This is a genomic window from Isoptericola sp. NPDC057191 (genome assembly GCF_042670225.1).
Lineage (GTDB): Bacteria > Actinomycetota > Actinomycetes > Actinomycetales > Cellulomonadaceae > Isoptericola.
Window position 1 is genome coordinate 1 of record NZ_JBHUWC010000097.1, and the last position, 14,513, is coordinate 14,513.

A 14,513-nucleotide genomic window follows, 5' to 3' on the forward strand; every position below is an offset into this window, starting at 1 on the left:
CGGGCCGCCGTCGGGCAGGCCGGTCAGGTCACGGTCGACCCGGCAGGATCACTCCTCGATCTTGCCCTCGATCTGCCGCTGGTAGGTGTAGGTGTTGTCGGCGCCGTACTTGTAGATGCCGATGAAGGCGGACGTCGGGTCGTTCGACTCGTTGAGCGGCCCGATGCCGGACTTGCCGACGTAGTGGATGTCCTCGCCGGCCTCGAGCGCCTTGACGCCGTCGGCGAACGACGTGACCTCCTTGCCGCCGTCGGCACCGGACACCGCGCGGATGTTCTTCGAGATGGTCTCGCCGTCCGTGCCCTTGCCCTTCACGGCAGCGAGGGCCGCGAGGACGGTGGCGTCGTACGACTCGGCGGAGTACGAGAAGTCCTCGAGCTTGCCGCTCTCGTTCTCGCTGTACCAGGACGTGAGCTGGTCACGGAAGGAGTCGTCCGCCTGCGCGCCGGGAAGCGTGCCCTGGACGCCCTTGAGGGTGCCCTTGTCGAACTTGTCGCCGTAGTTGGAGAGGTTGCCGTCCACGAAGTAGGTGGTGCCGTCGAAGTCCCAGCCCTGCGCCACCAGCTCGTTGACGATGGCGACGGTCTCCTCGAACGCCACGATCGAGATCGCGTCCGGCTTCTGCGCGAGCAGCGCGGTCACCTGGGCGCCGAAGTTGGTCTCACCCGGGGCGAACTCGTTGCCGGCGCCCTTGCCGCCGTAGACGACCTCGCAGCCGTCCTTCTTGACGGTGTCCTCGATGACGTCGCGCAGACCGGTGCCGTAGGCCTCGTTCTGCACCAGGAAGCCGATCTTGCAGTGGCCGTCGTCGAGGATGAGCGACCCGTGCGCCGCACCCTGCACGGTGTCCGGCGGAGCGGTGCGGGCGAAGTAGTCGCCGTAGCCGGAGAGGTCCTTCGCCGTGTTGGCCGGCGAGATCTCCATGACCCCGGCCTCCTCGAACTGGTCGACCACACCGAGCGAGACGGCGGACGACGCCGCGCCGATCACCGCGGACACGCCCTTGCTGATGAGGTCGGTCGCGGTGCTCTTGGCCACCGAGAGGTCGGTGCTGTCGCCCGAGTCTCCCCACTCGACGCTCACGTCGTTGCCGAGGACGCCCCCGGCCGCGTTGATGTCGTCGATGGCGAGGCCGACGCCGGCGATCTCGGGCGGGCCGAGGAAGGCGAGCGTGCCCGTGACGGGGAGGATCGTGCCGATCTTCAGCGGATCGGTGGAGCCGCCCCCGCCGTCGGTGCTGTCCTCGCTGCCGCCGTCGGAAGAGCCGCACGCGGTGAGGCCCAGGCTGAGGACTGCCGCGAGGGCGAAGCCCTTGGCGACCGTGGTTCGTCGGATCATGCTGTATCCCCTTTTGGAGGTGGGACATTCGCGGCTCAACACCGCATTCAGTGCCGCTGAACGTAGCGAGACTGTATGTCTCCGACGTGTCGTGCGGGTCACTCCCAGAAGATCGTGACGAACCTGTTATCTGCGTCACACTCGCCCTCGGAACGGGCCCGAGCGGTCCCCGTCAGTCGCGCATCTGGGTGAACGAGGCCGTCGCCGGGTCGGCGCCCGTCCGCCCCTCCACGCCCGCCTCGAGGGCGTCGACCGCTGCCATCTGCTCGGGCGACAGCTCGAAGGAGAACACGTCCAGGTTGGTCGCCTGACGCTCGGCCGACATGGACTTGGGGATGACGACGCGCCCCTGCTGCACCGCCCAGCGCAGCACCACCTGGGCGGGCGTCACGCCCAGCTCCTCGGCGGCGGTCACCACGGCCGGCGCGTCCAGGTCCGCACCGCGCCCGAGCGGCGAGTACGCCTCGACGGCGATCCCGAGCTCGCGGCAGCGCTGCTGCAGCGCGACCTGCTGGTACGTGGGGTGCGCCTCGATCTGGTTCACCGCGGGCACGACGTCGGTCTCGGCGACGAGCCGTTCCAGGTGCTCCACCAGGAAGTTCGACACGCCGATCGCGCGCACCGCGCCGTCGGCGAGGAGCTTCTCGAAGGCCCGCCAGGTCTCGACGTAGAGGTCCGCGCTCGGCACCGGCCAGTGGATCAGGTAGAGATCCACCTGGTCGACGCCGAGCGCCCGGCGCGAGTCCTCGAAGGCACGCAGCGCCTGGTCGTACCCCTGGTCGCCGTTGCGCAGCTTCGTGGTGACGAACACGTCCTCGCGCGGGAGGCCGGACGCGCGCAGCGCCGCTCCCACGCCCGCCTCGTTGTAGTACGCGGCAGCGGTGTCGACGTGCCGGTAGCCGAGCTCGAGCGCCTGCTCGACGTTCGCCTGGGTGCCGTCGTCGGGCACCTGGAACACCCCGAGGCCGAGCTGCGGGATCTGGACGCCGTCGGACAGGGAAAGGGACGGGACTGAAGAGGAGGTCATGACTCCTTTCTATCGGGCTCCTCCACCATCTCGCCCACCCTGTGGACTACCTGTGGGCGAACACTGGTGCGCGTGCGCGCGCTCGCGTACCGTTGTGCCCGTTGCAGTGCCTCGCTCGTACCGGACGGTCCTCCGTCTGCGCCACAGCGGCAGCGTCGTCAGGACTGACGCTCTCGCTCGGCGGACCTTGGTTTCAAGAGTTGACGACGATTCACCGTGATGCGCGATCTCGACGGTCGAGGTCGTCGACACCTCTTGAAGGAGTAAGCATGGCCACCGGAACCGTGAAGTGGTTCAACAGCGAGAAGGGCTACGGCTTCATCGCCCCCGAGGACGGCTCGGCCGACGTGTTCGTCCACTTCTCCGCGATCCAGAGCCAGGGCTACCGTTCCCTGGACGAGGAGCAGCGCGTCGAGTTCGACGTGACGCAGGGCCCGAAGGGCCCGCAGGCGGAGAACGTCCGCCCGCTCTGATCTCACCGCTCGGCCGGCTGACGCCGGCCGCGTGAGTCGCACGGCCCGCACCCCGCTCGGGGTGCGGGCCGTCGCCGTCTGCGGCTCCAGGCGTCTGGCGTCGGGCTCGGTGCGCCCGGGAACGACACTCCGCACGCACGCGTTGACCCTGCATGGGACTCCTCGACCGACTTCTCGGCAGAACCCCCGACGAGCGCTCGTACCACGGCGTGCCCGGCGAGCCCGGCTCGCGGGCGGGCGGCGCCGGCGAGTCTCCCGGCAAGCACGGGTACGCGCCGCACCCCGACCAGCAGCCCGCCGGCCGGCCCGGCGGCACGGTCCCCGCCGCACGCCGAGACCCGGACGAGGTCGCGGTCGAGCGCTACCGCTACCTCCTGCGCACCGCGCCGCCGGACGCCGTCGAGCAGGCGCACGCCGAGGCCTTCGCCCGCCTGACGCCCGAGCAGCGGCAGCGGGTCCTGGCGGAGCTCGGCGCCGGCCTGCCGCAGGCCGAGCGCGCCAGCTCCGACGACCCGCAGTCCCTCGCGCGCATGGCCACGCGCGCCGAGATGCGCAACCCCGGCACCCTGGAGCAGTCGTTCCGCGGCCAGGGCGGGTACGGCGCCGGCCCGCGCAGCCCGGGCTTCGGGTCGATGGTCGGTTCGAGCCTGCTCGGCACGGTCGCCGGTGTCGTCATCGGCTCGGCAGTGGCGAACGCCCTGTTCGGCCCTGCGTTCGGCGACCCGTCGCAGGACTTCGCCGGGGACGGGGGCGACGCCGGTGCCGACGGCGGCGCTGAGGGCGGCACTGAGGGTGGCGCTGAGGGCGGCGACGGCGCGGGTGACGCCGGTGCCGATGCCGGGTCCGGCGACGCGGGGTACACCGAGGCCGCCGGCGCCGACCCTGGCTACGGCGGGGACGCCGGTGGTGACACGGGCGGGTTCGGCGACTTCGGGGGCGATTTCGGAGGCGACTTCGGCGGCGGCGGCGACTTCGGCGGCTTCTAGGCCCCCGCACGACGAGCACGGCGCGGGCACCGGGGGTGTTCCCTCGGTGCCCGCGCCGTGCGCGCACCGGCGTCACACGCCGAGGACGTCGACCGCCTCCCCGGTCCGCGCGCTCTCGTAGGCCGCGAGGATGATCCCGAGCACGGCGATCCCCTCGGCCTCCGTGTTCAGCGGCCGACGGCCCGTCTCGAGGCAGTCGACGAAGTCGGCGATCTCCGCCGCGAACGTGTTCACGGCCGCGTGCTCGAAGACCTGCTCCTCCTCGCCCCGCAGCTTCACGCGCAGCGTCGTGCCGTCCGAGCTGAGCGAGCCCTTCTCGCCGACCACGCTGAAGCGGTCGGTCCCCGGCGCGGCGTCGTAGGCCCACGACGTCACCAGCTGGCCGACGCTGCCGTTGTCGAAGCGCACGAGCACCTGCGCGGAGTCCTCGCCCTCCATGAACGTCAGCCGGTGCGTCGACATCATGGCGAAGGCCTTGACGGGCCGGCCGCCGGCGAGGTGCATCAGCAGGTAGGTCGGGTGGTAGCCCGTGTCGATGTACTCGCCGCCGCCGCTGGTCGCCGCGTGCGCGCGCCACCCCATGTTCTCGGGGTCGAAGCTGTTGTGGAACGAGTCGGTCGTGCGCACCTCATACACGTCGCCGAGGACACCGGAGTCGATGATCTCCTTCGCCTTCGCGACGGCGGGCATGAACAGCTGGTTGTGCGCGCACATCAGGGTGACGCCGGCCGCCTCGACCGCGGCGCGCACCTCGGCCGCCTCCTCCGCGGTCAGGCACAGCGGCTTCTCGCACAGGATGTGCTTGCCGGCCTTGGCGGCGGCCACGATCGCCGCCTTGTGCAGGTGGTGCGGCAGGCAGATGTCGACGGCGTCGACCTCCGGGTCGTTCACGAGGTCGGTGAAGTCGGCGTAGGGGCGCGCCCCGGTCTCCTCGACGCGGCGCGCGAGGGTCTCGGGCACCGCGTCGGCGATCGCGGTGACGGTGGCGCGGTCGGGGATCGTGGCGTAGCCGGCGAGGTGGGCGCCGGCGATGCCCCCGGCGCCGATGAGGCCGATACGGACGGGCGGGTTGGCGGTCATGGTGGGTCCAGTTCTGTGGTGGTGCGAAGGTCGGTCAGAGCGGCGCGCCGGCGAGGGCGGCGTGGCTCGCGACGTCGACGAGAGCGGTCAGCGAGCGGGCCCGCGCAAGGTTCTCCTCGAGGTCGACGCCGGAACGGATCGACCCCGCCCACTGGGCGAAGAGGATCGGCTGGTCGGCGGGCAGGTCCACGCGGGACGACCCCTCGCGGGTGGTCAGGCGCATCACGCCCCGGCCGTCGTCGTCGGTCTCGAAGCCGTACAGCACCGAGCCCTCGGTGCCGTGGACCTCGATCGTGAACGGGCTGGCGGGTGTCACGAAGCCGGTCTCGATGACGCCGATCGCGCCGTCGGGCGTCGTGACGGTGACCGAGGCGTTGTCCTCGACGCCGCGCCCGGTCTGGTCCGTGTAGGTCGGTCGCACCGAGGCGAGCTCGTCACCGAGGATCAGCTGGGTCAGGTAGACGGGATGCGCGCCGAGGTCGAAGAACGCGCCGCCGAGCGCCTCGGAGGCGTCGTAGAACCGCGCGGGCAGCCAGTCGGCCGTGGAGCCGTCGTGGGCGAGGCGCACCCGCGCGTAGGTGAGCCGGCCGAGGGTGCCCGCGTCGAGGATGTCGCGCAGGGCCAGCGTGTAGCCGTGGGTGAGCCGCGGCAGGGAGACCGTCAGCCGGACGTCGGCGGCGCGGGCGGCGGCGATCAGCCGGTCGCACTCCTCGACGGTGGGCGCGAGCAGCTTCTCGGTGAAGACGTGCTTGCCGGCGCCGATGGCCTTGGCCATCACCTCGACGTGGTCGCTGGTGGCGGCGGTGACGGTCACGCCGTCGAGGTCGTCGCGCGCCAGCAGCGCGTCGAGGTCGGTCGTGGCCTCGACGCCGAGCCGGTCGGCGAGCTCGCGGCCGCGCTCGGCGTCGTCGTCCCAGACGGCGACGAGCTCGGTGTCGTCGTGGTCGACGGCGGCGCGCCCGTACTCCTCGGCGTGCACGTGCCACGCGCTGAGCACGGCGATGCGCAGGGGTGTGGTCATGGTTCAGCTCCTGGGTTCGTGGGTGGGTGCGGGGCGTGCCCGCTCAGCCCGGGATCACGCTGTTCTGCCCGTACGTGGCGGGCATCTGGTAGCCCTCGAAGAGCGCCATCTTGGGAGCGACGCTCAGCTGGTTGTTGGCGATGGCCTCCTGGGGCGTCTGGGAGCCGATGATCACCGAGCTGCGGGAGCGCTGGAGCGTGTCCCAGGCCACGGAGCCCACCGGCAGCGGCGGTCGGGACGTGGACGTCGGCAGCATCTGCCGGAACAGCTCGGCCTTGGGGTTGTAGTGGCGGTTGGTGATGGCCTTCAGGTGGGTGGGCAGGTCTCCGAGCAGCGGCGACAGGATCCGCTGGCCCTCGTAGCCGGCGTAGAACTTCATGAACTCCCACAGGTTGCGCGACATCTTGGAGCCCTTCGGGGCCACCAGGGAGGCGCCGCCGGACCACGAGTACGTGTCGTCGCCCTCGGCGTTGACGGGCAGCCAGGTGAACTTCAGCGGCAGGTCCGGCGCATACTTCTCGTTGCTGCGGATGGAGAACGGGCCGGTGGTGGACATCGCCAGTCGCTCGCTGAACATGGCGGTCTGGCTGGGCGGGGAGTTCGGCGGCTGGTAGGTCGCGAAGAACGCGTCGGACTTGGCGTAGGGGAACTCGTCGGCCCAGTCGGCGTAGAGGTCGAACACGGACCGCCACTGCGGGGAGTCCAGCGTGACCGACGCGGTCTCGTTCGAGTAGAGCTGGGCGTCGAGGCCGAACCCCCAGGTGTACGGCCAGCCCTCGCCGTCCCAGGGGACGAACCCGAGGGCCTCGAAGTTGCCGCGGGAGTCGGACCGGGTGACCTTGCGGCTGACGGCGCGCAGCTCGTCCCAGGTGAGCACGTGCTGCTGCGGGTCGAACATGTCGAGGTCGACGCCCGCGGTCCGCAGGATGTTCTCGTTGTACATGATGCCGCGGGCGTCCGTGTTGATCGGCAGCCCGTACAGCCGGCCGTCGTACGTGAGCTCGTCGATCGCGAACTGCAGCCACTGCGACGTGAACTCCTTGACGGAGACGCCCTCGTACTCCTCGATGAGGCCGTCGATCGGCTCCAGCAGCCCGATCGAGGCGTTCTGCACGGCGTTGAACCGGTCCATCTGCCAGACGTCCGGGGCGGTGCCGCCGCGGACCGCGGTGATGATCTGGCTCATGTCCGCGACGCCGTTGCTCGGCACCTGGTCGACGTCGATCGAGATGCCGGCGCCGGCCTTCGTGGCGTTGAAGCCCGCGATGGCCTTGGCATCCTTGTCCGCGTCCGCGGCGCCCATGCCCCAGTAGCGGATGACGGCGTCGCTCGAGGAGGCCCGGGGGGCGCACGCCCCGAGGGAGAGGGCTGCGGCGGACACCGCGGCGGCCCCGAGGAAGTTGCGGCGCGAGATCACTTGAAACCTCCGATGGTGATGCCCCGGATGAAGTAGCGCTGGAACACGAAGAACAGGATCAGCAGGGGCAGGATGACCAGGAACGACGCGGCCATCAGCTGGTTGAACGAGACGTCCTGCGCGTGCACCGAGCGGAACGACTGCAGCCCGATCGAGAGGGTCTGCACGCTCTCGTCCTGCAGGTAGATCAGCGGGCCCATGAAGTCGTTCCAGGACGCGACGGCCGCGAAGATGGCGACGGTGGTCAGCGCCGGCCTGGCCGTGGGGAACACCAGGCGCCAGAGGATGGTCCACTCCCGCGCGCCGTCGATCCGGGCGGCGTCGAGCATGTCCTTGGGGATCTGCAGCAGGAACTGCCGCAGCAGGAACACGTAGAACGCCGAGCCGAACATCGCCGGGATGATCAGCGGGAACATCGTGTTGACCAGCCCGAGGCGCGCCCACATGTCGAACATCGGGATCAGCGTCACCGGGAAGGGCAGGAAGAGCGTCGCGATCACCAGGTAGAACACGAGGTCCCGCCCCGGCCACCGCAGGCACGCGAACCCGTACGCGACGACGAAGTTCGAGACCACCGAGAAGACCACCACCGAGATCGTGATGATCGCGGAGTTCGCGAAGAAGTGCAGGAACGGCATGGCCGTGACCGCGTCGGCGAAGTTGCTGAACTGCCAGGACTCGGGCCAGAACGTCGGCGGGAACTTCGCGAGCTCCTCGTCCGACTTCAGCGACGAGACGATCATCCAGTACAGCGGCAGCAGGAAGATGACCGACAGGACCACCATCACGACGCGCGCGATCACGGTGGACCACCACGGGCGTCGGGTGCCGTCGGCCCGCCGGTTGAGCTGGTCGGCGTCCACGGAACGGGCGGCGCTCCGCTGCCTCCGGGGGGAGTCGGTGTGGACGGTCGCGCTCATCAGGAGGCCTCCACGTCGTAGTTCACGAACCGGCGCGAGCACCAGAAGATCAGGAGGGCGAGGGCGAGCCCGGCGAGGAAGAGCAGCACCGCCAGGGCGGAGGCGTAGCCGAGCTCGGCGAAGCCGAAGGCGTTCTTGTAGAGGTACATCATGTAGAAGAGCGCTCCCGCGTCGGGGTCGCCGGTGCCGTTGGTGACGATGTACGCCTCGGTGAAGACCTGGAGCGCGCCGGACACACCGGTGATGAGGTTGAACAGCAGCACGGGGCTGAGCAGGGGCAGCGTGATCGACAGGAACTGTCGCATCGGTCCCGCGCCGTCCACGCGGGCCGCCTCGTACACGGTCTTGGGGACGTTACGCAGCCCGGCCAGGAAGATCAGCGCCGCGTTCCCCGCGCCGAGCTGGGCCATCATGATGATCGCGATCTTCACGCCGGTCGGGTCGCCGAGCAGGTTGACGTTCGAGCCGCCGAAGACGTTCAGCACCTGGTTGAACACCCCGAACTGGGGGTTCAGGAACACGATGAAGATGAACGACATCGCGAAGGCCGGGATCAGCGACGGGGCGTAGAAGATCGTGCGGTACCAGGCGACCTCGCGGACGTTCTGGTTCATCGCGAGCGCGAGCGTCAGCGCGACGACGAGGCCGAGCGGCACGGCGATCAGGGCGTAGAAGATCGTGTTGCCCGTCGCCTTGCTCACGAGCGGGTCGGCGAACGCCGTCGCGTAGTTCCCCAGCCCTACCCAGGTCGGGCTCCCCATGCCGGAGTAGCGGGTGAAGCTCAGGTAGATCGAGTAGCCGACCGGGTAGAGGACGAAGACGACGATCCCGACGAGCCACGGCGAGATGTACTTGAGCCCGAGCGCCAGGTCGCGCCTGTCCCGGGAGGTGAGCCGCCGCCGGGTGCGTCTCGCGGGTGGCCCGCTGCCGACCTCGGCCTCCGCCGCGACGGGTGGCGCGCCCCCCAGGGGCGTCCCGGCCGTCAGTTGGGTCGCAGTCATCGCTCTCCCTTCAGTCCGGCGGCGGACAGAGTCCGTCGCAGCCTGGACAGGGGGTACGCAACACCGAGGGGTGATGTGGACCACAGTGTCCTACGCGCCGAGAGATTACTCATACTGATGGAGAAATTCAAAGAGGCATCATGGACCCGACGGAGGGAGCGCGATGCGTGCGACGACGATGCCGCAGGTGGGGGCTCGGAACGAGCTCGTCGTGCTGCGGGCGATCCGGGTGTCCCCGGACGGGGTCGACCAGACGGACCTGATGGAACGCTGCGGCCTGTCCCGCCAGGCCGTGTCCCAGATCGCCCGGCGGCTGATCGAGCGCGGCCTGGTCCGCACGACCCCCGTGCGCACCCAGCGGCCTGGGAAGCCCGCCATGTCCATGCGGGTGGAACCTCGCGCCATGCTCGCCGCCGGGGCCCACCTGGACCCCGCCCACCTCACGGTCACCCTCGTGGACATGCTCGCGCGCCCGATCCTGAAGCGGTCGCTCGCGCCGCCCGGGGAAGATCCGGCCGCGGACGTGGAGCGCATCGGCGCAGCCCTGGACGACATGCTCCTCGAGCTCGGTACTACGACCCCCGGCGGTGACGACGGCTCGGTGCGGCGTGCCGTCCAGGGGATCGGCGTCGCCGCGCCCGCCGGCCTCGACGCCGCCCGCGGGACGCTGCTGAACCCGCCGTGGCTGCCGGGGTGGCGCGACGTCCCGCTCCTCGACCTGGTCGGCCGCCGCACCGGGCTCCCCGCCGTGCTCGACAAGGACACCAACGCGGCCCTGACGGCCGAGTGCTGGCCCGGTCGCTTCCCTGTACAGGAGACGGTGCTCTACCTGTACGTCGGCGCTGGCGTGGGGTCGGCCGTGGCGGGCGACGGTTCCATCCACCGCGGCAGCACGGGCCAGGCGGGTGAGATCGGGCACCTGCCGACCGGCCTCGACGACACGCCGTGCCCCTGCGGCCGGTTGTCGTGCCTCAGGCTCTACACGGACATGGACCGCCTGCTGGAGCGGGCGGAGCGCGCCGGCCTCGCGGTCGGACCCCGCACGGGCAGGGCGTCAGCCCTCCAGGGCCTCCAGCAGGAGGCGCGCAACGGGAGCGAGGCGGCCCGGAGCCTCATCGAGGGGTACGGCGCCGCTCTCGGGGAGGCCGCGCGCACGCTGATCAGCATCCACGACCCGCACCGCGTCATCGTCGGCGGCCCCTACTGGGAGTACCTGGCCGAGCACGCCATGCCGCTGGTGCGCGCCCGGGCGGGCCGGGCGCGCGACGGCTCGCACGACGTCCCCGTGACGTCGTCGACCTTCGGTGACGACGTAGGTGCCATCGGCGCCGCCACGCTGTTCCTGGAGCAGAAGCTCTCGCCCGCCGCGGCCTGAGCGCCCCGGTCAGCACGACCCGTCAGCGCGTCTGGACCGCCCGGTCGCACAGCCCGAGGAACGCGCCCAGCCGCCCCAGGCCCTCGGGGCTGTGCGGCAGGTAGTCCGTCAGTTCGGGCGAGCGCACGACGATCGCGCACCACTGCCCCCGCGAGACGGCGACGTTGATCCGGTGCCGGGACAGCAGGAAACCGGTGCCGCGGGGGACGTCGTGGGCCGACGACGCCGCGAGCGTGACGATCGCGACGGGTGCCTCGGAGCCCTGGAACCGGTCGACCGTGCCCACCCGGACCCCGCTCAGGCCGGCCGCGTCGAGCGCACGCCGCACCGCCCACACCTGCGCGTTGTACGCGGCGAGGACGACGACGTCCCGCGGTTCGAGCGGTCGTGCGGGCTGGCCGGGGCCCGCGGTCCAGGCGCGGCCCACGACGTCGGTCGCCTGGCGCACCACTTCCTGCGCCTCCTCGGGCGAGGCGACACCCCGGCCGGAGTGCTCGACGGGCACGTGGTGCACGCCCGGGGCCACGCCGTCGAGCCGCCGGGCTGCGGCCGTCGGATGTGCGCGGAGCCGCCCCTCGTACGCGAGCTGGGACACCGCCTCGCAGAGGTCGGGGTGCATCCGCCACGATCGCGCGAGGAAGTAGCCGAGGCCGGGAGGCAGCACGTCGTGGCCGTCCGCGAGCCAACCCAGGGCGGACCGGTCCACAGGCTCTGGGTGCTGCCCCTTGCTGACCTGCGGCAGCTGCTGCGGGTCGCCGAGCAGGAGGAGACGCCGGGCCGAGCGCGCCACGGCGATCGTGGCGGCGACGGAGAGCTGACCGGCCTCGTCGACGACCAGCAGGTCGAGCCCGTCGTCGGGCCACCGGTCCGGGTGGGCGAAGTCCCAGGCCGTGCCCCCGACGACGCAGCCGCCCTGCCCCGCGAACGCGGCGAGCTCCTCGGCCGACACCTCGGCGCACACCGCGGTCGGCGACCCCCCGTCGGACTGCCGCTTCTTCGCGACGCGGTCGGCGGGCACGCCGGCCTTCTCGACGACGGCGCGCAGCATGTTCTCGACCGCGGCGTGCGACTGGGCGACGACCCCCACCCGCCAGCCCTCGGCGACGAGCGCCGCGATCACGTGGGAGCCCACGTGCGTCTTGCCGGTGCCGGGCGGGCCCTGCACGGCGAGGTAGGAGTGGTCGAGGTCGCGCGTGGCGGCGAGGACCGCCGCGGCGAAGTCCCCGTCGACGACGTCGGGCAGCGGGCGACCGTCCACCAGTCGCGGAGGCCGGCGGCGCAGCAGGTCCGCGGCGGGGCCGTCGGGCAGGGTGCGGTCGCTGTCCCACCGGGCCAGCGCGCGCCGCGTCACCTCCTCGAGGGCCTGCTCCTGCGGGTCGGCGCGCGGGCCGCTGGACGGCGTCAGGGCCATGGGGAGCGCGTCGAAGGTCTCCCCGCCCACACGGACCTGCTCGCGGACGACGAGCACGTCGCGCTCCCCCGCCTCCGTCTGCCGGCGCGACACGTCGACGACCTGAGCGTTCCCGTGATACCCCCGCACCGCGTTCGCCGGGACCGTCACCGCGGCCGGGGCGGGCGTGTCGTACAGGACGAACGGCGCGGCCCCGACGACGAGCTCCGACCCTTCCGGCAGCCGACCGACCAGCTCCAGCACCCGCGCGGGCGCACGCCGCCCGTCCTCGACGCCCCAGTCCCGGACCACCTCGGCACGTTCCACGTGAAACGTGTTCCGCCGGCCCTGCCACTCGTCGACGGGCAGCTCGAGACGCGAGAAGTGCTCGTGCCAGAACGGCTTGCTCTCCCGCCGCCAGTACCCGAGGGAGGCGCCGACGAGCGCCAGCGCCTCGGCCTCGTCGTCCCGGGCGCCACGGTCCTCGCCCACGCGCTCCCGCACCGCGGCCTCCAGCGCGAGCCGCCGTTCGCGCGCCTCGCGGGACGCGGCCTGCCGGGGCGACTCCTCGGCCGCGGGGCCGGCCTGCTCGCCCTGCTCGGCCTGCTCGCCCTGCCCGGCCCGGTCGGGACGCGCGGCGCCGTCGCGCGGGACGGGCGTGTCGACTTCCGGCCGGACGTCCTCGGCGGTCCCCGACCGGGCGTCCACGGCGTCGGCCGCGGCGCGCAGCCACTCGAGCAGGCGGAGGGTGGAGACGCAGTCGTAGCGGTTGTAGTCGGCGATGCCGCGCAGCAGCTCGTCGGCCTCGGCGGCGCGTCCGGCGTCGCGCAGGGCGGTGTACTCGGCGTACGCGACGACGGACGCGGCGGCCGTGGTGACCTCCCCCGACCGCAGCTCGTCCCCCATGTAGAGCGGCTCGAGCTTCTTGATCGACTTCGAGCGGTCCGAGATCCGCAGGGACGACCGCACGACCGCGTAGAGGTCCACGAGCACGCCGTCCCGCAGCAGCTGGTCCACCTCTTCCTCGTACACGCCGTGCCGGGCGGCGATGGACAGCAGGTGGACCCGCTCGTACGACGCGTAGTGGTAGACGTGCAGGTCCGGGTAGGCCCGCCGCCGCTCGGTGAGGTAGTCGACGAAGTCGACGAGCGCCTGCCGCTCCTGGGCGAGGTCGTGCGCCCAGAACGCCCGGAACGGCGGCGCACCGCCGTCGTCGCCGGGGCGCTCCACCAGCCCGAACAGGTAGTCGAGCCCGGTCTGCGCGCCCCACTGCTCGCCCTGCGGGTCCGACCAGAGCGGGTCGCCCTCGAAGTCGAAGAACACGTCGCCCGGGCTGGGCGGGGGCAGCCGCCGGACCCCCGACGTGTCGGGCAGCTGCCACCGGATGACGGCCGGCTCGCCGTGGTCGTCGTAGGCCACCTCGCCGTCCCACGTACCCGTGCCGAGCTGGAGCCGAGCCTGGTCGCGCGCGCGCTCGAAGCTGCGGGCGGGCATGCCCGCGGGCGGCTCCTCGGCCGCGGCGAGCGCGTCGATCGTCGGGATGCCGCCCCCGAGGAGCCGCGCCCTCTGGTTCTCGTAGACGCCCCCGACCAGCAGCACGTCGCGGTGCGCGGCCACCTGCTCCGTGCACGCCTCGCAGCGTCCGCAGGCGGTGAACCGCTTGTCGCCCCACGCGAGCGGGCCGTCGTCGGCGCGGTGCTCGGCGACGATCTCCCGCAGGCGGGCCCGGCGCTGCTGGAGCACGGGCAGCAGCTCGGCGAGCCGGTGCGACGTGGTGACACGGGTGCCGAGCACGAGGTGCACGGCGTCGGTCGGGTCGACGTGCGCCGCGACCAGTTGGTCAGCGTACGCCGCGAGCTGGAGCAGCGCCGTCACCTTGGCACGGCGGGCCAGCTTGGTGTCGAGCACCGCGTACCGCGGCAGGGGCGGGGCCGCGTGCCCGCCCGGCCGCCCGGGTCCGACGTCGGGGTCGCCCAGCGGGTCGCGCAGCAGGAAGTCCGCGCGGCCGTGGAACTCGCCGTCGAAGAACGACGCCTGCGCGACGACGTCGGCCCCCGCCTCGACGGCGGCCAGCGTCGCGCCGTGCGCGGACTCGAGCGCCTCCCGGGTGAGCCGTGCGGCGGGCTCGACCTCGACGACGCCGCCCGGGGCGCCGGGCCGCGCCCGTCCGAAGCGGGCGACGTACTGGTCGAGGACCCGGCGCTCGTGCGCGTCGCCCAGCGCGGCCGTCCGCGCGAGCATCGCGTCGGCCTCGCGCTCCCGCCGGGGCGCGCGGCCGAGCAGCTCGTCGAGGCGGCGCAGCAGCCGGAACTCGCACCCGGCGGCCACGACCAGGTCGCTCGCCGAGTGCACCACCGTGGGTGCGGCGGTGCTCGGTCCGGCGGGCCGGGGGGCGTCGAGGAGGAACATGCCCCCGGTCTACCAGCGACGACCGACATCCCGGGGGCGGGCATCCCGACCTCGTCGCCGAACAGGTGGTTACGCA

Annotated in this window: 11 protein-coding genes; 3 read left to right on the forward strand and 8 right to left on the reverse strand. The window is 72.2% G+C overall.

Features of this window, described 5'->3' with window-relative positions; genetic code table 11:
* Positions 1–48: 48 nt before the first annotated feature.
* Together ACFT55_RS12825 and ACFT55_RS12830 are read right to left on the reverse strand one after the other, a co-directional pair.
* Complete coding sequence (locus tag ACFT55_RS12825; protein WP_380244220.1) at positions 49–1,338, reverse strand: ABC transporter substrate-binding protein; 1,290 nt, start codon at positions 1,336–1,338, stop codon at positions 49–51.
* A gap of 172 nt (positions 1,339–1,510) precedes the next feature.
* The gene (locus ACFT55_RS12830) at positions 1,511–2,365 is read right to left on the reverse strand and encodes an aldo/keto reductase (protein ID WP_380244221.1); all 855 of its coding nucleotides are present in this window, start codon (positions 2,363–2,365) and stop codon (positions 1,511–1,513) included.
* Positions 2,366–2,634: 269 nt separating this feature from the next.
* On the opposite strand from ACFT55_RS12830, the gene ACFT55_RS12835 reads away from it, so the two are divergent.
* Positions 2,635–2,838 (forward strand): cold-shock protein, encoded by a 204-nt coding sequence (locus tag ACFT55_RS12835; protein WP_079576569.1) that lies wholly within the window; start codon positions 2,635–2,637, stop codon positions 2,836–2,838.
* A gap of 152 nt (positions 2,839–2,990) precedes the next feature.
* Positions 2,991–3,824, forward strand: coding sequence for a hypothetical protein (locus ACFT55_RS12840; RefSeq protein WP_380244222.1), 834 nt, complete (start codon positions 2,991–2,993; stop codon positions 3,822–3,824).
* 72 nt (positions 3,825–3,896) lie between these two features.
* Here ACFT55_RS12840 and ACFT55_RS12845 read toward each other — a convergent pair whose 3' ends face one another.
* Genes ACFT55_RS12845 through ACFT55_RS12865 form a run of 5 tightly spaced genes read right to left on the reverse strand, consistent with a single transcriptional unit; the run spans position 3,897 to position 9,263 of the window.
* Positions 3,897–4,904: a Gfo/Idh/MocA family protein gene (locus ACFT55_RS12845; RefSeq protein WP_380244223.1), complete on the reverse strand. Its 1,008-nt coding sequence runs from the start codon at positions 4,902–4,904 to the stop codon at positions 3,897–3,899.
* Positions 4,905–4,938: 34 nt separating this feature from the next.
* Positions 4,939–5,925, reverse strand: coding sequence for a Gfo/Idh/MocA family protein (locus ACFT55_RS12850; protein ID WP_380244224.1), 987 nt, complete (start codon positions 5,923–5,925; stop codon positions 4,939–4,941).
* A gap of 43 nt (positions 5,926–5,968) precedes the next feature.
* Positions 5,969–7,342 (reverse strand): extracellular solute-binding protein, encoded by a 1,374-nt coding sequence (locus ACFT55_RS12855; RefSeq protein ID WP_380244225.1) that lies wholly within the window; start codon positions 7,340–7,342, stop codon positions 5,969–5,971.
* Entirely contained in the window at positions 7,339–8,262 is a 924-nt protein-coding gene (locus tag ACFT55_RS12860; protein ID WP_380244226.1) for a carbohydrate ABC transporter permease, read from the reverse strand. The genes ACFT55_RS12855 and ACFT55_RS12860 overlap by 4 nt, the downstream gene beginning before the upstream one ends.
* The gene (locus ACFT55_RS12865; protein ID WP_380244227.1) at positions 8,262–9,263 is read right to left on the reverse strand and encodes a carbohydrate ABC transporter permease; all 1,002 of its coding nucleotides are present in this window, start codon (positions 9,261–9,263) and stop codon (positions 8,262–8,264) included. The genes ACFT55_RS12860 and ACFT55_RS12865 overlap by 1 nt, the downstream gene beginning before the upstream one ends.
* A 163-nt stretch (positions 9,264–9,426) precedes the next feature.
* Between ACFT55_RS12865 and ACFT55_RS12870 the strand changes: the two genes are divergently transcribed.
* A complete protein-coding gene (locus ACFT55_RS12870) occupies positions 9,427–10,638 on the forward strand; it encodes an ROK family transcriptional regulator (RefSeq protein WP_380244228.1) in 1,212 nt (403 codons plus the stop codon).
* Positions 10,639–10,660: 22 nt separating this feature from the next.
* Here the strand turns inward: ACFT55_RS12870 and ACFT55_RS12875 are convergent, their stop codons facing one another.
* On the reverse strand, positions 10,661–14,437 hold the full coding sequence (locus tag ACFT55_RS12875; protein WP_380244229.1) for a TM0106 family RecB-like putative nuclease: 3,777 nt from the start codon (positions 14,435–14,437) through the stop codon (positions 10,661–10,663).
* Between the last annotated feature and the right edge of the window lie 76 nt (positions 14,438–14,513).